This window comes from Halalkalibacter sp. HAAS-P014, from assembly GCF_056619965.1.
The window spans coordinates 196,196-215,970 of the sequence record NZ_JBWQTV010000016.1 but is presented as its reverse complement, the minus strand read 5'-3'; the positions used below and the strand labels follow the sequence as shown (position 1 = coordinate 215,970).

Below are 19,775 nucleotides of genomic sequence, written 5' to 3'. Positions count from 1 at the left end.
GAATCTTACTCTAGGCACCTTAATTGAAGGTGTCTATTCTATTGATTATAGAAATTTCAAGGAGGAATATTCTAGTGGGGAAAACGTCCAAGCGTAAAAAGAAACATCATGTACCAGCTCGGTTGAATATTCTTTTCTTTGCTGTTTTCGTTTTGTTTTCAGCTCTTATTCTTCGGCTCGGAGTTGTGCAGATTGTTGAAGGACAAGAATTTGTTGAAGAATTAGAACGAACAAGTAATACTACAGCTCGAATTGATGCACCTAGAGGGGTTATGTATGATCGCTATGGAAATGTAGTTGTAGATAATCAGCTTGAGTTATCTGTTACATATACTAACCCTTCTCGGTCAACTAATCCGGAGACTATGCTTAGTATTGCGAGAGACTTAGCAGAAATGATTGAAGTAGAAATAGACCGAATTACTGAGCGTGATAAACGAGATTATATTTTAATGCAAATGAGCCAAGAAGAACGTTACGAATTGGTAAGTCAGGAAGAACGAAGGGAAATAGACAGTACAACTGAAGAGTACCGGTTAGAAGTTGAACGTGTATCTGATGAAGCGATAGATTCGTTAACGGATGGGGAGTTACGTGTGCTCGCCATATACCGTGAAATGAGTCGTGGGTATGCTAATTCTCCACAGCGAATTAAAAGAGGAATTACTGAAGAAGAAGCTCACCGATTAAGTGAAAATTTAGATCGACTTCCTGGTGTTGATATCTTGCGAGATTCTCGACGTAATTACGTATATGGAGAGACGCTGCGCAGTGTCTTCGGTTCAACAGGATCTATCCCAAAAGAAAAGGTTGATTATTATTTATCAAGAGGATACGATCGTTCTGATTTTGTTGGTACAAGTTTTCTAGAACATCAATATGAAGATGTCTTACGTGGACAAAAGGCTGTTGTTGAAAGTATCACACATTCTAGTGGAAATACTGTTCAAAGATCAGTAAATGAGCGTGAAGGGCAGCGTGGGAATGACCTTGTGCTTAGTGTAGATATGGAATTCCAGCAGAGTGTTGAAGATATTATTAATAGTGAGATGAAAAAGGCTAGTAACTCATTTATCTTAGATCGATCTGCTTATGCTGTATTTATGGACCCACGAACTGGTGACATTTTGGCGATGGCTGGTTTCAATGACCCAGCAGGACAAGATCGGACTACTTATGCAGATCATATTGGTAATGTAACAAAGGCATTTGAAATGGGATCTTCCGTGAAGGGAGCTTCGGTCTTAACGGGCTTTGAAACAGGAGTTGCTCATCCTGGAAAAAGTTTTAATGATCGACCTATTCGCTTGCCGGATACACCTGATAAAAAATCAGTGAGAAATTATGGCTGGGTAAATGATGTTCGGGCACTTGAAGTGTCATCGAACGTTTATATGTTTGAAATGGCGATGCTTTTGGCAAATTGTAATTATCCAAACAATTGTAATTGGACAACAGACTCTGTCAAAGAAGCGTACGATACAATAAGGTATCACTTTAGTCAGTTTGGTTTAGGGGTAGAAACAGGAATCGATCTCCCATCATACTCTACTGGTTTAAGTGGTGGAACGTCTATACATGGGAAACTACTTGATTTAATGATTGGTCAGTATGACACGTATACAACTTTACAATTAGCACAATATATTGCGACAATTGCTAACGATGGTTACCGCATGCAACCTCGGTTGGTAACCGAAATTCGTGAACCTGTATCTGATCCGGATAGTCAAGGGGCTGTCGTTCAAAAGTTTGAACCGAATGTTCTTAATCGGGTAGATATGAATGACGAATATATTTCGAGGGTGCAACAAGGTTTAAGACGGGTTATAACAAATGGAACTGCGAGTAGTCGCTTTGCTAATAAATCATATCAACCTGCTGGTAAGACAGGTACATCGCAAGTTTCAGTACCTGTTGGAGAGGGAGAAAATCGCAGGCTCGTTGATGGGAATACACAGACGCTTGTCGGTTATGCACCATATGATAATCCAGAAATTGCGTTTGCCGTTGTCGTTCCGAATGTCAAATTGGAAAGAAATGGTGGTAGACAAGGGATGGCTCAAGAAATTGCTAGTGAAGCATTAGATGCCTACTTTAAGTTGAAAGAAGTGCGTAATGGACCAGTAAAAGTAGATCGTCCAATTCTTGAGCAACCGGATGAGTAAGAATTCTACAATTGTATACGAAAAGTGAGGTTGTCTCACCAAGGCTCTGACATGAAGGTTTGACAATATTAAGTGTGTGATGGTTCACATGTTTATATTGTCTAACTATAGGTCAGAAGTTTTGGTTGAGGCAACCTCTTTTTAATAGGCTGACTCGCATACTTTGTTGTTTTTAGGCTTGCGTATATTCGCATGTTCGTTCCATTTCGCTCCAGTCACTCGCTTTCCATGGGGAGGTGCCGAGCCTCCTCGGCTGCGCCTGTGGGGTCTCGCCCTTACCTCTAAATCCCACAGGAGTCGAGTGACTTCCCTTCATTTCACTACGAGTAAAAACTTTCTAATAGCAATAAACTTTACGAAAACAACCTTTTAATAATTGAGTGTAAGATAATATGCTGTAGAATTACTATCGATTAATAATATATGATATTTTATTCGTGTAGTTATCTTACTGTGAATAAAAATTATTTAATTATTAATGATTTTTTATAAGAAAGCTCTAGCACATTATGACTGTTCATTCTTTAACAAGGTTTACATGTGACGCTCAAGTATATGGGAAACCTCCCTTATTGATAACTTAGTTTGCATTGCAATTAGTTCAGTATCGAAGCCTTTTTCATATAGTTCGATTACTTCATCGACTAATTTTTGTGATGTTGATTTACTGCTACTAGGACTAATTAATAATTCTTCCTCTAATAGATGAATTCTCTTTTTTAATTGATAAATCTCTTGCATATGGGTAATCGACATTTGATCAAGTTGTTTTTCTAATTCTTTTGTGCGATCTTTTTGAAAAAAAGATAGTACAAAAAGAAGCATAGCAAGAGAAAGTAATATGACAATAGTTATTTCCACCATAAGAAACCTTCTTTCCATCTTTTCTATGATTATTATACTAGCTAACAAGAGAATTTACGAAAAACTCCGCATAAAATAAAAGTAAAAAATGTATTTTCGACATGGTGTCCTATTTGACTCTAAACTCGATCTTTTTATTGTTTATTCGTCAAATAGTGACTGCTTTGGTTTGACAAAAAAAGATAGCGAAAAAAGACGAATAATTTTTTTCGTTACGGGAATGCATAACTAGCTTTGACCTGACAAAATGAGACAAAATGGACTGCTTGTTAGCTGGAAATTTCAAATGTATGATGTACATAGCAAAACGCTATAAGCTTAATCACAGCTACATAAGGAATTTTTCAACCGACATTAAATGTCAGTAATTTAGACACTAACTGTTTGAAATAGGTTAAATTCATATTGGGAAATTGCTATATACTGGAATTATAAGTGCGAATGATATCTTCTTTAAGAGAATAGAAGGAGATGTCCATATGGTAGAAATCACTTTAATTTATAATTGTTTATTAAGCATTATTACAGATTTAATAAACTGAATCTTAGGATTATTGATTTAATTCTATTTTAGTTAGGTTGTCAAAAAAATTAATTAGGGGTGGAAGGGATTGATTGAACAAATTCTTTCTTTACGAAAAAAAGGATACTCTTTCCGGAAAATTGCAGACGAACTAAATACGACAGTAGGAAAAGTTCAATACCGTTATCAAAAGTTTCAGCAACAAGAAGAGAAACATGAATTAATAACAGAACACTTCACACCAACTATTCCTGAGAGCTATGAACGTGATGAGGCTACTATACTTCCACAGGGACCAAAAACTATACACGTCTTTTGGGAAATTAGTTCATCACTTCAACAAATTGCAGAACATCAAATAAGAACGAAGTGGTCAGATTCGAAAAAAAAATTAAGGATTTATGATTGTACAATGCTTGATTTTAATGGTCATAATGCTCATCGCTATTTTGATATTGACCTACCTGAGATGACAAATAATTGGTTTGTCCACAACCTAGAACCGAATAGGACCTATATTGCTGATATAGGAATTGAGACTAGACAAGGTTCTTTTCTTGCGCTAGTTCGTTCTAATGCCATCGATACTTCACGTTCTGAAGATGGAGTGAAGAACCTGCATGCTGATGTAGTCAATCAATGGAAAGAAGGGAAGTTATCTGAACCAAAGTGGCTTGAGCATTTCAGTACATATTCATATTATGAATCAATAAAATAGGGGTGATTTTTTTTGAAGGAAGGTTATTATTCTTTAGTTTTGCATGCTCATCTTCCTTATGTTAGGCATAAGGAAGAAGGGAGGCTGGAGGAACGGTGGTTATTTGAAGCAATAACGGAGTCGTATATTCCCCTTCTTTGGGAGTTAGATGAAGTTGATACATTTGATGTTCTAACCATTTCGTTTTCACCACCAGTACTTGAAATGCTTGCAGATCCAATTATTCAAGAGAGGTATTTGGATTATGTAATAAAAACGGAAGAGTTACTAAGCAAAGAATTGAGATTGGTAAATTCTGAAGAAGAAGAGATGCTTGTTTCATTTTATACAAATAGATATCAGAAAATTAAGGAAACTTTTCTTGGTTTTGATAAAAATATTATTAATGGCTTTCGAAAGTATTTTGATAAGGGTGTCATTAAATGTATAACTAGTGCAGCGACACATGCATTTTTACCATTTGTAAAAACAAAAGCTGCTGTGCGTTCTCAAATTGTTGAGGCCATTCGTTGTTTTGAGAAGCATTTTGGTACTAGACCTAGGGGATTTTGGTTACCTGAATGTGCATTTGCGCCTGGAATCGATCGTATTTTAGTTGAGGAAGGTATTACTTATTCTTTTGTGGATGAGCATGCAATTACAACTGCTGATCCCTCTCCTTCAAAGGGAAGTGGAGCGCCCATATATTCACCACATGGTTTGATATTATTTCCGAGGCATACAGATTTATCAAGTAAAGTATGGAGCTCTACTTTAGGCTATCCAGGTGATGTTGATTATCGAGAATTTTACCGTGATATTGCTTATGAACGTGATTGGGATTATATAAAACCATATGTTCATGAGGAAGGAATTAGAATCGATACCGGAATTAAACATAAAAGAATCACTGGAGAGGGAGAAGCAAAGGATATCTATGTTCGTGAGTGGGCAGAGGGGAAAGTTAATGCCCATGCAGACCACTTTTTACATTCGATTGAGCAAGAAATAAATGTACATGGAGAACAATGTTATCCTCCCTACCTTATGGTAACCCCTTTTGATGCTGAATTATTTGGGCATTGGTGGTTTGAAGGGCCTGATTGGATTGGACAAGTATTAAAAAAGGGAAAAGGAAGAGTTCAGTTTATTACTCCAGATAGCTATATTGATCGGCACTATCAAGATTTTGATACTGCTCATATCTCTTTTTCTACTTGGGGAAGAGAGGGCTATGGACACGTATGGGTGAATGAGAAGAATGCCTACCTTTATCGTCATCATCACCGTATGGAAACAGATCTTGCGACAGTAGTTGCTCTCTTTTCAAATCCAACAAAATTAGAGAGACGTTATTTACAACAAATGATCCGTGAATGGATGCTCGCAGTTAGTAGTGATTGGGCTTTTATAATTGATGGTCAAAGTGCTGTACAGTATGCGGAAGAACGCTTTTCCACCCACGTTAACCGATTTGATGTTACGAAGGAAAAGTTACTGAGTGGTTCGATTAAAGAGGAATGGATAGAAGGAATGGAACAAAGTTTTCCTTTTTTACTAGAGATTGATGAACGTATCTTTTTCTCACCTCATGATGCCTATGTTCAATCAAAAGAAGAGGATGATAAAGAACCTAAACGTTCAATTTTAATGCTTAGCTGGGAATTCCCACCAATGATGGTAGGAGGACTGTCGCGTCATGTCTTCGATCTTTCAAGGGCAATGGTCGAGTTGGGGCATGAGGTTCATGTCGTGACCTCTTATGTTAAAGGATATCCTGAATATGAAATAAATCAAGGCGTACATGTTCATCGAGTCAAAGGCTTACAACCTGAAGCGGGACAATTTTTTGATTGGGTTGGAAGTTTGAATTTCGAAATGATCCGTTATATTAAACGACTTGCTAGGAAACAACAGTTTGATATTATTCATGCTCATGATTGGTTGGTAGGTGTGGCAGCGACCGGACTAAAAAGGTCAATGAAGATTCCACTTCTAGCTACGATTCACGCAACAGAACATGGCAGAAATAATGGCATTCATAGTGAGCTTCAATATGAAATTAACCAAAAAGAATGGGAGTTAACATATGAAGCAGATCAGGTGATTGTATGCAGTGATTACATGAAAGAAGAACTATCAACAATATTTCAGCTACCAGAACATAAGCTTGCTGTCATCCCGAATGGTGTTGATATTGAGTTGTTACAGTCGAATCAAAACACAATTCAGTTAGCTGATAACAACAAGTTTACAGTATTTTCAGTTGGAAGAATGGTTAAAGAAAAAGGCTATCAAACTGTGATTGATGCAGCAGCCGTATTAAAAGAAAGAAATGAAAAGATTCGCTTTGTTATCGCAGGTAAAGGCCCGATGCTTTCAAGTTATCAGCAGCAAGTACAAGAGAGGCAACTGGAATCACATGTTACCTTCCTTGGGTTTATAAGTGATGAGGAGAGGAATGCTTGGTTTAGTCAGTGTGATGCAGCAGTATTTCCTAGCTTGTATGAACCTTTTGGGATTGTTGCTCTTGAAGGTCTAGCTGCTGGAAAAGCAACGATTGTCTCTGATATAGGTGGGTTAGCAGGGATTATCGAGCATGAAGTTAATGGATTGAAGATGCTGCCTGGGGATATTCAGAGCCTAGTAACACAAACTTTATACTTATATAACCATCCAATAGCAAGAGAAGCTCTTGCTACTCAAGGCTTGCGAGATGTGAAGTCGAAGTTCAATTGGGAAACGATTGCCCGACATACTGAAATAGAAATTGAGAAGTGTCTTATTGGAGAGTTAGAACTAACAATTTAGTGAGGGAGGATATTAAATGAAAGGTGTTATTATGGCAGGCGGAAAAGGAACGAGGCTACGCCCACTTACTTGTAATGTACCAAAACCAATGGTACCAATGATCCAAAAACCAGTTATGCAATATAGTATAGAGTTATTAAGGAAGTATGGGATTACAGATATTGCAGTTACAATTCAATATTTACCTGATGTGATTCGAGATTATTTTGGTGATGGGTCAAAATTTGGGGTGAACCTTACATATTTTGAAGAGACGTCACCTTTGGGAACGGCTGGTAGCGTAAAACAAGCAGAAGAGTTTTTAGATGAACCTTTCGTAGTTGTTAGTGGAGATGCTCTAACTGATTTTAATCTTCAATCTGGGATAGACTTTCATGAAAAGAATAATAGCCTCGTGACGATCTTTATGAAGCAAGTAAATAACCCACTTGAATTTGGTGTGATTATGACAGACGAACAAGATAGAATTATTCGCTTTCTAGAAAAGCCAAGTTGGAGTGAAGTATTTAGTGACACTGTCAATACGGGTATTTATATTATGAACCCGGAGATTTTTTCACATATTAAAGAAGACACAGTAGTAGATTTCAGCAAGGATGTATTTCCTAAATTGTTAGCCGAGCAATTGGGATTGTTTGGGTATTCTGCAGACGGTTATTGGTCTGACATTGGAAACCTAAAACAATATCGCCAAGCTCATAGTGATTTATTAAATGGATTGGTTAAGGCTTCTTTGTATGGAACAGAAATTGAACCGACAATTTGGGTAGGAGAAAATGTAATTATTGAAGAGGGAGTTAAGCTCGATGGTCCTGTTTCTATTGGTTCCAATTCAATAATTCGATCAGGCTCTTGTGTAGGTCAGTATTCTGTCATCGGATCAGATTCAACGGTTTCTAATGGAGCATCTATTAAGCGTTCCGTTTTGTGGGACGGAACCTACATTGGAGATTATAGTGAGCTAAGAGGTGCTACATTGTGCGAAAGTGTTAAGGTAGGCACAAAGGCAATGTTATTTGAAGATGCCGTTGTCGGTCATAATACTAGTATTGGTGAGGAAGCAAAAGTCCAACCAGAAGTAAAAGTATGGCCTTATAAGAGAGTTGAAGCATCAACCATTGTACCACAAGCTTATGTCTGGAATGAAGTCGCAGCTACTTCATTGTTGAAAGGTCATCGTGCTAATGGAATTGCTAATATTGAAATGACACCTGAAGATGCTGCTAAACTTGGTGCAGCGTATGGAACTTTACGTAATCAAGGTGAAAAAGTATATGTATCTAGTGATAGCCATTCATTTTCGGAGGTTATGAAACTGTCTTTTATCCAAAGCTTACAAGCAACAGGTGTTCATGTTGAAGAAATTCCACAAACTATGCTACCAGTCCTTAGATATAGTATAGAAGCAGAAGAAGCTAGTGGAGGAGCTTATATAAGGTTAGCTGATAAAAATCATGAAAAGAATTTGGTTATTGAATTTTTTAATGAAAAAGGCCTGCCAATTGGTTCTTCTGAACAACGTGACATTGAACAGATTCTAGCATTTCACTCTTTTCGTAGAGTAGCTTTTGAATATGTTGGGAAGTACGAAAGAAATCATGCACTAGAAGCAAAATATTTATCAGAATTATTTACGCAGGTAGATAGGAATCTAATAAGTTCACGTAAATTAAATATTGTTATGTACGAAGAATCAAAAAGCAGTGTTTCATTTCTATCAACGTTACTTGAAGAGCTTGGTTGTAATGTCCATAGAATTAATGAACAAATTGATATAGGTACTATGGAGAATTATGTAACAAGTCACAAGTTAGATCTTGGTGTCATGATAGGAGAAAGTGGAGAATTTATTAGTTTAATGACTGAAAAAGGCGAGCTGGTTACTGAAGAAGAACAGTTAATGCTGTTTATCTATATACAATTAGAAAAAGGCTTTAGGTCGGAGTTAGCTGTCCCTCTTTATGGTGGAACAGCATTAGAAGAGATAGCTGCTACTTACGATAAGAAACTTATAAGGACGAAAACGTCAGCACGAGAAATGATGGAATCAGAAGGAACTGTCCAAATGATGTCATATGACGCACCGTTTGCTTTAGCTCTTATATTTGATTACTTATCAAAAAGTCAAACTACTCTATCGGATGTAATAAGTAAATTACCATTACAATCTATCTATAAGCAAGAAGTTACATGCCAAACCCAACAAAAAGGGTTGGTAATGAGAAAGTTAATGGAATCTTTAAAAGGAAAGAATGTTGAACTTATCGATGGGATGAAAGTGAAACACACAGAAGGAAGTTGGACACTGATCGTTCCGGATCAAGACCAAGCAACATTTACGGTTTATGCTCAATCAAAAGATGGAGCACATGCACAACAATTGGCAGGTGAATACATTGAACAAATTAATGTTATCAAAAAACAGACATCCTAATACGATTGCTTTTTTAGGCGAAAATAGTCATTCTTTTAAACATTTCGGGATTTGGTTACATGGAAGGTGCTCATGGTTAAGTAGTGATGAGTGGGAAATGTCACCTAAAAATGAAAGAGGAAGGGATCTTTCTATTATTGTTGCGTTTCACAAAGAATGGAAATTACAGATCACTATCTTGCAAGAATGTACTGAAGATCAAGGATCAATTTATACGTTTATCTTAAAAAACCAATCTGATAAAAAACAAGATGTGAAATTTATAAGTCACCAACAATCTCTTGGAGATATCAAATCAACTTTATCTTTTGTATCACCTATTAAACAGGCAATCATCCATTATGGCAAAAAACACTTAACACTTTTTGGAACTCACTTTTTTCAGGGTGGAGATAGTCAATTAGCGGTAGGTAAAAAAGATAAAATTTGGTGCAGTCAAAAAGGAAATCTAGCTTTAGCCCCATTGTGCCAAGATGGCCAAGAAGGGATGATTGTTACTAGACTTCAGTTGGACCCATGGCAAGAAACATATGGACGAGTTTGGGAAATCAAGGGCCAATCCAAAGAAGAAGTTTACTTTAAACATAATGAACAAATTAAGTCACAACAACTAGAACAAGTGACGGAACAAATCCTGTAAAGAAAAACCACTTGAATGAATTGAAAAGATTTGCTATCATATTCAAGTATGAAGTAAGCACAGTCTGGAGGGATAGCGAATGCGTGTACAAGTAACTCTTGCTTGCACTGAGACAGGCGATCGTAACTATATTACAACAAAAAATAAGCGCACAAATCCTGAGCGTATTGAATTCAAGAAATACAGCCCAAGATTAAAGCGCCATACGCTACATCGCGAAACAAAGTAAGCAGCTGGATTTTCCGCTGCTTTTTTCTTTGGTTAAAATCAGTGGAGACAGTCAGTAGGTTTTTTAGTTTTTTATTTTAAATTTACAGTAATGTATTCATGATATGAGGGGGAGAGTGTGGTGGAGACAAAAAAGGATATACGAGATAGAATAAGTAGGCAGTTAAATACGTACCCGAAAGAAAAATTGCTAGAATGGTCTCAAAAAATTGTCCAACAGCTCTTTGCTTCAACTTATTGGCAAACTGCAGAAGTAATTGCATTAACTATTTCACGTAATCGAGAAGTTGATACATATAATTTAATTGAAGCGGCATGGGAACAAGGGAAGAAAGTAGTGGTTCCACGTGCAAACTTTAAGAACAAAACCATGACTTTTTATGAAATTAGCAATTTTGATCAGTTAGAAGAGGGACCGTATAATTTAAAAGAACCCAATGTTGATTTGTGCCCAATGATTGATAATAGCAAAATAGAACTTGTTATTGTACCTGGACTAGCCTTTGATAAAAATGGATCTCGTCTAGGGTTCGGTGGTGGATTTTATGACCGATATCTTTCTGAGATTCAGGTGCCAACAATCGCTTTGGCTTTTCCTTGCCAAATCGTTTCTACTGTCCCTACCCAAGAGCATGATGTTCAAATTGATTATGTTTTCGGCCCAACAGGTCTCTACTAATGAAAACTAGTTTGCTGATTGTAGTCCTACTCATTTCTATATTTGCCTTAGTCAAACAAAAATTAACAATAAGTGGATCAATAGCGGCATTTATAGTGGGGGCCTTAATTACAGTTGGGTTTGAATTACCTGGTTTAATTTTGCTAGGACTATTCTTTTTTAGTTCTATTCTGATTGGGTCGATAAAATCAAATAAAATAGAAGCAAATATTGTGCAAAAAGGTCAACAAAGAGATGCTATTCAAGTTATGGCAAATGGGGGAGTCTCCGCATTATTAGCAATTCTCTATTACTACCATCCTTCAGAAATTCTAATTTTAGGTTTTATTGCTAGTTTAGCTTCTGCAAACTCTGATACGTGGGCCTCTGAAATTGGTTCTTATAGTAAAGCGAGACCATTTCATATACTCAAAAGGAAACGAGTTCCGGCTGGGACATCTGGAGCGATTAGTCCTTTAGGAACTATTGCAGCTTTTATGGGGAGTTTCGCAATCTCTTTTCTAGCTTTGTTTTTTTTGTGGGATGGCTTTTCTAACAACTTTATCCTTTTAGTTGTCCTAATTATTGCTGGTTTTGTAGGGAATTTATTTGACACCGCGATAGGCGCATTGTGGCAAGTTGTTTATCGTTGTCCAGTTTGTTCACTAGAAACTGAACGAAGTATGCATTGTGACAGAAAGACTATTCGGGTAAAAGGTAAAGTATGGGTAAATAATGATTTTGTTAACTTTGGTTGTACATTTTTAGGAGCTATAGTTGGTATGGTAGCAGGCTCATTTATTTTGTAAGGAGGACGAGATGGAACATAGTTCAATTGAGCGATATTCAAGGCAGATGCGTTTTAACCCTATTGGTGAAGAGGGACAAAGGAAATTAGGTACTAAATCAGTATTAATTGTTGGTGTCGGCGCTTTAGGTACTGTACTTGCTAATCACCTTGTACGAGCAGGGATCGGTCTAGTTCGCATGGCAGATCGTGATTATGTAGAGATGAGTAACCTTCAAAGGCAAATGCTTTTTGATGAATATGATGTTAAAGAAAGTTTACCCAAAGCGGTTGCAGCTGAGCGAAAGCTAAAAGCGGTCAATTCTAGTGTGAAAGTAGAAGGAATTGTTACAGATGTAACACTAGATACTTTACCAAGTTTATTAGAAGGAATTGACCTTGTATTAGATGGAACAGATAACTTTCGAACACGGTTTCTATTAAATGATATGTGCTTTAAATATGGTATCCCTTTTGCTTATGGTGGAGCGGTAAGTTCCAGAGGGATGTCTGCTTTATTCATTCCGGAGAAGACTCCATGTCTTCGTTGTTTTATTAACCAAGGAGAAGGATCTGGGCAAACTTGTGATACGATTGGTGTTATTAGCCCTGTTGTAGATATTGTTGCTTCATATCAAGTCGTTGAAGTCCTAAAATATTTAGTGGAAGACGAGACGTCACTAAGAGGTACTCTGCGCAGTTTTGATTTATGGAAGAATCATCAATTTGATTTGAAAATGCAGGAGAGTAAAAAAGATTGTCCTACATGTCAAAAAGGGGAATTCCCAGCATTAGTTGATGAAGAAGATCATGTCACAACATTATGTGGTAGAGAGACGGTCCAAATTCAAAGGAAAGAGAAAATCGATTTATCTTTTTGGGCTGATAAACTTGAGTCTGTTGCTGAGATTAAATTAACACCATTTTTACTTCGTGTTCACCTTCAAGAAGGAGAACGTTTTGTTCTGTTTCCTGATGGACGAGTGCTAGTGCAAGGGACAGAAGAAGTGGCAAGGGCAAAATCTCTGTATAGTAAGTATATTGGGGGTTAAACCTATAAACGTTTCCTGAAGTCCCTTATATAGGAAGTAGAATTTAGGTGAAAGGTGGTGTTTTACATGGAAGCCAGAGGAAAAGGAACAAGAGTTGTTGTAATTGGTACTGGTTTTGTTGGTTCAAGTTATGCTTATGCCCTTCTTAATCAAGAAGTCGTAGACGAGTTGGTCTTATTAGATCTTAATAAAGAAAAGGCAGCAGGAGATGCAATGGATCTAAATCATGGTATGCCATTTGGATCACCGATGAAAATTTGGGCTGGTGAATATGAAGATTGTAAGGAAGCTGACCTTGTTGTTATAACAGCTGGTGCCAATCAAGGGCCAGGTGAAACGAGACTTGATCTTATCGAAAAAAATGCTAAGATTTTCAAAAATATTGTTTCATCGGTAATGGCAAGTGGTTTTAATGGGATTTTTATTGTAGCAACCAATCCTGTTGACATTCTTTCTTACGCAACATGGAAGTTTTCAGGTTTACCAATGGAAAGAGTAATTGGTTCTGGGACGATACTTGATACAGCTAGATTTCGTTACATGCTCGGCGAATACTTTAATGTAGACTCTCGTAATGTTCACGCCTATATTATGGGAGAGCATGGTGATACAGAATTACCAGTTTGGAGTCATGCTGATATAGGTGGAAAACCTATACTGAATTATGTAGATGAGGTTAACCATGTGAACATGCAAGAGCTAGATTCAATTTTCACTAATGTACGTGACGCAGCTTATCATATTATTGACCGTAAAGGTGCAACGTACTATGGCATCGCAATGGGATTAGTAAGGTTAACACGTGCAATCCTTCGAAATGAAAATTCAATCTTAACGATCTCAACTTTGTTGCAAGGTCAATATGATTTAGATGATGTGTATATTGGAGTCCCAACAGTTGTGAATCGACAAGGCGTTCGTGAAGTGCTAGAACTAAGTTTAAATAAGGATGAATTGAAGAAACTTAAGTTCTCTGCAACCACATTAAAGGAAGCAATGAAGCCAGTGCAGGACTTAAGTTAATCTCTGCCTATTCTTAAGAAAAATGGATAAAAGAAGCGAATCACAGGCAAATTAAGCTTAGGAGGGATCAATATGTTTCAACGTCTCATTTCAATTGTATCGCTTATTTTCTCAGTGTATTTTGCTTATAAGTATCGTTATCGCGTGATAAACGCTTTTCTAAGACGGAGAATGCTACGCCGAATAGCCGTAATGTTTGCGATGCAAATCCCGTTTATCCGTGATAAAGTACTTGGTTCGGTCTTTCAATCTAACCGTCCACAAGAAAATTTTTAGCTCAATCAAAAGGTCTGTCTTTAAATTGTTTAAGGACGGGCCTTTTTGTTTGTGATTTTTGCAAAAAAAGGTTAAAGCTTATTAAGGTGATCCTTCTATCCTTCTACCATTAAAAACCTTGTTATAATAAAAAAAGGAGTTGAAGGAGGTTCTAAATGGATGCATTGAAGCATGATTATTATTTTTGGAGATTAGTTCATCATTATGTTTTTGTGAAGAAGTATCGAATTCTTGATAGAAATTCCCAAGAAGTCTGGTTAGAGGATGAAGAAACAAGGCCGAGGCGTATAATACGTTTAGTCAGAAAAGACATTGATTTTGCAAACCAGTTAAGAAGAGATGTAATTGAAACGGTAAAGCAGTTTGAACGTGTAAGAAAACATTTACGTCTTCGTAATGTCATTGGTGAGGTTATATATGTTAGTTTATTTCCCCCTGTTGATGAGTGGGATGATATAAAAAAACCATTTTATGAAAGTAAGAAGAAACGAACGGTAGTCTATACATCAATTATCGATAAAAATCACACAGACCTTATCGACCTTCCACTTGCCCCGGATATTGAAACGATTGAGGGTCTTGAGACGACTACTTTTCATCTTAAACAACAAATTCGACAAGTATCGAATGACCGAGAGAAGGAAGAGAAATCGTTATTTTTTTATGGAAAGCCGATAGCTACAATAGCCTTATTAATTAGTATTTCAGTAATGTTTTATGTAGTAGAAAGTATGGGCAGTAGTACATCAATCTTAACCTTAATAGAATTTGGTGCGAAATATAATCCTCTAATTATTGAAGGAGAATGGTGGCGTTTTTTTTCAGCGATGTTTCTGCATATTGGTTTCTTGCACTTGTTCATGAATTCATTAGCGCTGTTTTATCTAGGTAGTGCTGTGGAAAGAATGTATGGAACAGTTCGATTCCTGTTTATTTATTTTGTCGCTGGATTGTCCGGATCGATTGCGAGCTTTGCTTTTAACGAGCAAGTAGCAGCTGGTGCTTCCGGAGCCATATTTGGCTGTTTCGGGGCGTTATTATACTTTGGGACCATTCATAAGAAATTGTTTTTTCGTACAATGGGGAAAAGCTTGCTAACCATTTTAGCTATCAACCTTGTATTCGGTTTAGTGGTACCTATGGTTGATAATGGTGCACATATAGGAGGGTTAATTGGAGGGTTTTTAGCTTCTATGATCGTTCATTTACCTAGGCATAAGAAAAGTGTTAAACAATTGGCAAGTTTAGGTGTTACGATCTGTTTTTTGTTAGGATTTTATTGGGTTGGGATGACTAATGAAGACAAAGTTTCTTCGCCACTTTTAGTTTTGCAAATAGGCCAAGAACATTTACAAAATGACGATTTAGAATCAGCTTATCCCTTTTTGAAAAAAGCAGTTGAAGAAAGTGAAGACATTCCTGAAGCGACTTTTTTATTAGCCTATGTGGAAGCGATGTTTGAGAATTATGAAGAGGCAAAGGAGCTATTACTTGAAACAATAAAGATGCGAGAAGAGTTTCATGAAGCTCATTATAATTTATCACTTATCTATTTAGAATATGATCAAATCGAAAAAGCGCGTACTTCTTTAAAGAGAGCAATTGAGATCTTACCAGATGAACAGTATCTTGAATTGCAAGAACGGCTAAATGAAGAAGGAACAACGTAATCTCTCGTCTTTTTTTCTACATTGTTAGAGGATACTAAAAAAGAGTGAATACTGAGGGCGCTGAAAAAGTACCTCGAATAGGGCCACTGAAAAAGGGAAAAGCACTCTTTTTCAGTGGCCTCTATGTTCAATTTTTAATCTGGTTGGATTGTTTGTAAAAGTTGAATAGGCTCCCCATCTGCTGTTCTAAACAGGACAAAAAAGTGGTCAGCTGTTTCAGGGACAAGGATGACTGGAACTGTGCTTCCAATAGGGCTTACGGTAGTACCATCTTCTTTAGTAATGCCTAACACGTAATTTTTATATAATCCCTCCCAAAGACCGCCAAGGAATTGAGCGGTTTTTTCTTCTGTTAATCCTGGAATCGGTTTATCCTCATATAAGACAAGGTCGGTTAGTGGAATTCGCTCATAACCATCCTTAGGTAAATTATAGTATTCAAATAAAGCGTCCCAATCATAATCTTGCTGCTGCGTTAAGATATAGTCTAGTATTCGTTTGCTTTCTTTTTCTTCTTCAGTCCTTGGAGTACGAAATGCATGCAAAGGGCTTAATGGTGAGTCGATGACGTACAGTTGGTCAAAGCTTAACTTTTGAGCACTTGTAATCTCATCATTTGGATAGTGGATTTCAGCATGATGAAAAGTTACGACGCGATAATGTCCACTATCATCTGATGTAACGTCTTTCTCGATTTGAATCGTATCCGTATTTTCACGCCATGAAGATAACGTATCTTTTAAATAGCCATCTTCAAACAAAAGCGAGACATCTTGCCGTAAATAAGCAGGCTGATTTAATACGGATGTGACACTCCAATCTAAAATGTATTCGTCCTCATCTTCCATTGCTTGAAATTCAATGTGCGAAGTAGCCTCTTCAAATGATGCATTTGGGTCAAGAGGGAAGAATATAAGGGCGTCACGTAAAGGCTCTGGTTTAATCATGACTACTAAGAAGAGCCCTACACAAAAAGAAGTAATCAATAAGGTAATAGCAAATTTCCATTTATTCATCATTCTGCCTCCATTGGACAAACAGTTTGACACATTTATATGAAGTTAAAAAAGCCAATATGCTTCTTATGAATGGAAACTTGCTAAGAAGCAGATAATGTAAAAGATTGGAGGTGATCACGTATGAGTACGAGCAAAATTCTAAATCCGGTTACGATCATTTATGAGCATAATGTAGAATACTTGAAAAAAGAGCTAGGTGTTGATTTAAGTTTTGATTTAGTTCATCTTGAATTAGAATATGCCGAACGTCAGATGTCACTCTTTCTCGTCGATGGATTTGGTAAGGATCAAGCGATTACGCAAATTCAACGTGAATTAATTCGGGTAAAAGCCTCTGATTTAGCAGATAAACCTTTAGATAAATTAATGAAGCGTTATATTCCGTATGCTGAAATAGAGGAAACCGATGATTTAGACGAGGTAGTTGACCAGGTCCTAGCAGGTCCTGCAGCTCTAGTGGTTGAAGGGATCGATAAGGTAATTCTTATAGACACCCGTGAATATCCTGTTAGAGGACCTGAGGAGCCTGACACGGAAAAAGTTATTCGTGGATCCAAAGACGGCTTTGTTGAAACGCTGGTAATGAATGCAGCTTTAATACGCAGGCGAGTACGTGATAAAACGATGCGAGTCGAGTATGTCTCAGTTGGGAGGCGTTCTAAATCTGATTTAGCAATTACCTATGTAGCAGATATTGCAGATCATGAATACGTAAAAAAGATAAAAGCATCGCTGGAAAAAATTGATACAGATGGATTATCTATGGGCGATAAAACGATTGAGGAATTTATCTTCGGCCATAATAATAACCCTTATCCTCTTGTAAGATACACAGAAAGACCTGATGTTGCTGCCTCTCATTTATTCGAAGGACATGTTATTATAATGGTAGATGGTTCACCTAGTGTAATGATTGCTCCAACCACTTTTTGGCATCATATGCAACATGCAGAAGAGTATCGTCAAAAGCCGATCGTAGGTACTAGTTTAAGATTGGTTCGCTATGCAGCTGTATGGGCATCGTTATTTTTATTGCCACTTTGGTATTTACTTGCAACGAATGAGGGGCTTGCCCCAACTGATTTGGGGTTTATTGGGGAGCAAGAAGAAGGTACAGTTCCATTATTTGCTCAGTTTCTTGTTGCTGAGATAGGGATTGAAATGCTCCGGATGGCAGCAATACATACACCAAATGCTCTTGCGACAGCACTTGGTTTGGTGGCTGCGTTATTAATTGGTGAAGTAGCTATAAATGTCGGGGTTTTTTCACCCGAAGTCGTTTTGTATCTTGCTGTAGCAGCTGTTGGAACTTTTGCTACACCTAGTTACGAGATGAGCTTGGCTAATCGTTTAATTAGGGTAGCGCTATTACTTACTACAGCTCTATTTGGGGTAGCAGGGTTTGTAGGTGGAATCACGGTTTGGTTACTTATGCTAGTTCATCTTAAGACCCTTGGCATGCCATATATGTGGCCATTTTTACCATTTGATGCCAAGGCTTTAAGAGATGTAGTATTCCGGGTTGCCATGCCATTAAAAAAACAAAGACCATCAGCTGTCCATCCAAATGATCCAGATAGATAAGAACTACAAAGAGACCACGAAAATTTTCGTGGTCTCTTTGTTTATAAGATACATTGAATTACATCGATTCTTCCATTTCTCTTTCATAAAGCTCATCTTTAATAAAAATGTCTTTTTTATCGACTGCTTGATTCTCGTTCGCTAAAACGAGTCCAAACGGTGTTTGTTTCTTTGGAGTGATAATGGTAAACCGAATGCCTAATTTATTGGCTTCTTGGATATAATTTGAGTAGTTACCATAATTTAAATTCCCATTTATAAACAGGTGTGGGTTTTTTTGAGTTTTCATTGCTTGGACTACTTCATTATACATTCCTCGTTGAATGACTTGTTTCTTTGTTAAGGCTATATATATTCTTTCTAACAATGTTGATAGAAATAAATTTCTTTCTTCTGGTTTAATCTCAGGGATTCCGTAAATTGCTTGGTCAATAATATCTTTTACTTTTTGGTCCATCGTTTGATCCTCATTCCTTCTACATGACAAGCTTTCTTGTCCTTCTAATTTTTGTTTACAAACATATCATAGCATAAGAAACATTTAATTTATAAATCATTGAACTTCTTGCAATTCGTTCAATATGAAAACGTTCTGTTAAAAGGATGGTGCTTAATCATGTGGTTTATTATCATAATTTTATTGTTTGTATTTACACTAGGTGTCACGATTGGTGGCCTTTTAACGGCGCCGAGAGATCCGATTAGACCGTTAAGCCTTTTCTTATTTTCTTTATTTTTTTTATTTTTATGTTATATAGGCATGATTTCTGGAATGCTTATAGGGGGATGGATTGGATTTAGGTTTATTGAAATTGTTATATCTATATTAGCACTTTTATTTATTGTTGCCTGTATAAGTCGATTTCATCCAACACTTGGTTTTTTTCATCCGGAGGACCGGGTGATAATTTCGATCCTTGCACTTCTTTTCTTTTTAATGGGATTTGAATGGGGCATATTGGAATTTAGAACGTTCTTCACGATTACTGCTGCTTTTTTGTTTACTGTAGCATTAGGCGTAGGGCTTTACATTCAAATGCAAATTCGTCAGGCATTATGGCGTTACACACACACCGCATATATTCCGCTTGTTTGGCTTCTTTTCGTATCGCTCTTGAAGCTGATATAATGAAGAAGAGGTGAGAAAATGAAAACGGTATATGATGTAAGGCAACTGCTCAAAGTGCACGGCTCAATTGTATATACACGTGATCGCAGTCTTGACCTTGCCCTCATGGAGGATGAGTTGAGAGAGCTTTACAAATGGAAGTTGATTGATGCAGAAATACTTCAACAAGGGTTACTTGTTTTAAGAAATGAAGCTAAGTTACAGTAGAGGAT

Annotated in this window: 18 protein-coding genes; 15 read left to right on the top strand and 3 right to left on the bottom strand. The window is 37.0% G+C overall.

Annotation, left to right across the window (positions count from 1 at the left end):
* The first annotated feature begins 74 nt into the window (after positions 1–74).
* Positions 75–2,168, top strand: coding sequence for a peptidoglycan D,D-transpeptidase FtsI family protein (locus tag AC1FXZ_RS13870; RefSeq protein WP_480054610.1), 2,094 nt, complete (start codon positions 75–77; stop codon positions 2,166–2,168).
* A gap of 534 nt (positions 2,169–2,702) precedes the next feature.
* Here AC1FXZ_RS13870 and AC1FXZ_RS13865 read toward each other — a convergent pair.
* Positions 2,703–3,032, bottom strand: coding sequence for a hypothetical protein (locus AC1FXZ_RS13865; protein ID WP_480054608.1), 330 nt, complete (start codon positions 3,030–3,032; stop codon positions 2,703–2,705).
* Between the two features lie 611 nt (positions 3,033–3,643).
* Between AC1FXZ_RS13865 and AC1FXZ_RS13860 the strand changes: the two genes are divergently transcribed.
* From AC1FXZ_RS13860 to AC1FXZ_RS13810, 11 genes are all read left to right on the top strand, one after another.
* The gene (locus AC1FXZ_RS13860) at positions 3,644–4,273 is read left to right on the top strand and encodes a DUF4912 domain-containing protein (RefSeq protein WP_480054606.1); all 630 of its coding nucleotides are present in this window, start codon (positions 3,644–3,646) and stop codon (positions 4,271–4,273) included.
* Between the two features lie 12 nt (positions 4,274–4,285).
* A complete protein-coding gene (locus AC1FXZ_RS13855) occupies positions 4,286–7,063 on the top strand; it encodes a 1,4-alpha-glucan branching protein domain-containing protein (protein WP_480054604.1) in 2,778 nt (925 codons plus the stop codon).
* A gap of 16 nt (positions 7,064–7,079) precedes the next feature.
* Positions 7,080–9,497 carry a sugar phosphate nucleotidyltransferase gene (locus AC1FXZ_RS13850; protein ID WP_480054602.1) on the top strand — a complete coding sequence of 806 codons (2,418 nt, stop codon included), beginning with the start codon at positions 7,080–7,082 and terminating at the stop codon, positions 9,495–9,497.
* A complete protein-coding gene (locus tag AC1FXZ_RS13845) occupies positions 9,460–10,137 on the top strand; it encodes a hypothetical protein (RefSeq protein WP_480054600.1) in 678 nt (225 codons plus the stop codon). The genes AC1FXZ_RS13850 and AC1FXZ_RS13845 overlap by 38 nt, the downstream gene beginning before the upstream one ends.
* A 79-nt stretch (positions 10,138–10,216) precedes the next feature.
* A complete protein-coding gene (gene rpmG, locus AC1FXZ_RS13840; protein WP_034624960.1) occupies positions 10,217–10,366 on the top strand; it encodes a 50S ribosomal protein L33 in 150 nt (49 codons plus the stop codon).
* Between the two features lie 120 nt (positions 10,367–10,486).
* The gene (locus AC1FXZ_RS13835; protein WP_480054598.1) at positions 10,487–11,044 is read left to right on the top strand and encodes a 5-formyltetrahydrofolate cyclo-ligase; all 558 of its coding nucleotides are present in this window, start codon (positions 10,487–10,489) and stop codon (positions 11,042–11,044) included.
* Positions 11,044–11,832, top strand: a complete 789-nt coding sequence (locus AC1FXZ_RS13830; protein WP_480054596.1) for a DUF92 domain-containing protein — start codon at positions 11,044–11,046, stop codon at positions 11,830–11,832. Before AC1FXZ_RS13835 ends, AC1FXZ_RS13830 begins: the two co-directional genes overlap by 1 nt.
* A gap of 10 nt (positions 11,833–11,842) precedes the next feature.
* Complete coding sequence (locus AC1FXZ_RS13825; protein WP_480054594.1) at positions 11,843–12,862, top strand: ThiF family adenylyltransferase; 1,020 nt, start codon at positions 11,843–11,845, stop codon at positions 12,860–12,862.
* A 66-nt stretch (positions 12,863–12,928) separates the two neighbouring features.
* Positions 12,929–13,885, top strand: coding sequence for an L-lactate dehydrogenase (locus AC1FXZ_RS13820; RefSeq protein WP_480054592.1), 957 nt, complete (start codon positions 12,929–12,931; stop codon positions 13,883–13,885).
* A 72-nt stretch (positions 13,886–13,957) separates the two neighbouring features.
* Entirely contained in the window at positions 13,958–14,161 is a 204-nt protein-coding gene (locus AC1FXZ_RS13815; protein WP_480054590.1) for a sodium:proton antiporter, read from the top strand.
* Positions 14,162–14,316: 155 nt separating this feature from the next.
* Positions 14,317–15,831, top strand: a complete 1,515-nt coding sequence (locus tag AC1FXZ_RS13810) for a rhomboid family intramembrane serine protease (RefSeq protein WP_480054588.1) — start codon at positions 14,317–14,319, stop codon at positions 15,829–15,831.
* A gap of 134 nt (positions 15,832–15,965) precedes the next feature.
* Here AC1FXZ_RS13810 and AC1FXZ_RS13805 read toward each other — a convergent pair whose 3' ends face one another.
* Complete coding sequence (locus tag AC1FXZ_RS13805) at positions 15,966–16,847, bottom strand: hypothetical protein (RefSeq protein WP_480054586.1); 882 nt, start codon at positions 16,845–16,847, stop codon at positions 15,966–15,968.
* A 123-nt stretch (positions 16,848–16,970) separates the two neighbouring features.
* Here AC1FXZ_RS13805 and AC1FXZ_RS13800 point away from each other — a divergent pair, with 123 nt between their 5' ends.
* Complete coding sequence (locus AC1FXZ_RS13800) at positions 16,971–18,434, top strand: spore germination protein (RefSeq protein ID WP_480054584.1); 1,464 nt, start codon at positions 16,971–16,973, stop codon at positions 18,432–18,434.
* Between the two features lie 58 nt (positions 18,435–18,492).
* Here AC1FXZ_RS13800 and AC1FXZ_RS13795 read toward each other — a convergent pair whose 3' ends face one another.
* Positions 18,493–18,891: a YueI family protein gene (locus AC1FXZ_RS13795; protein ID WP_480054582.1), complete on the bottom strand. Its 399-nt coding sequence runs from the start codon at positions 18,889–18,891 to the stop codon at positions 18,493–18,495.
* 159 nt (positions 18,892–19,050) lie between these two features.
* Here AC1FXZ_RS13795 and AC1FXZ_RS13790 point away from each other — a divergent pair, with 159 nt between their 5' ends.
* On the top strand, positions 19,051–19,563 hold the full coding sequence (locus AC1FXZ_RS13790; protein WP_480054580.1) for a hypothetical protein: 513 nt from the start codon (positions 19,051–19,053) through the stop codon (positions 19,561–19,563).
* Between the two features lie 18 nt (positions 19,564–19,581).
* Entirely contained in the window at positions 19,582–19,770 is a 189-nt protein-coding gene (locus AC1FXZ_RS13785; RefSeq protein ID WP_480054578.1) for a YqgQ family protein, read from the top strand.
* The last annotated feature ends 5 nt before the right edge of the window (positions 19,771–19,775 follow it).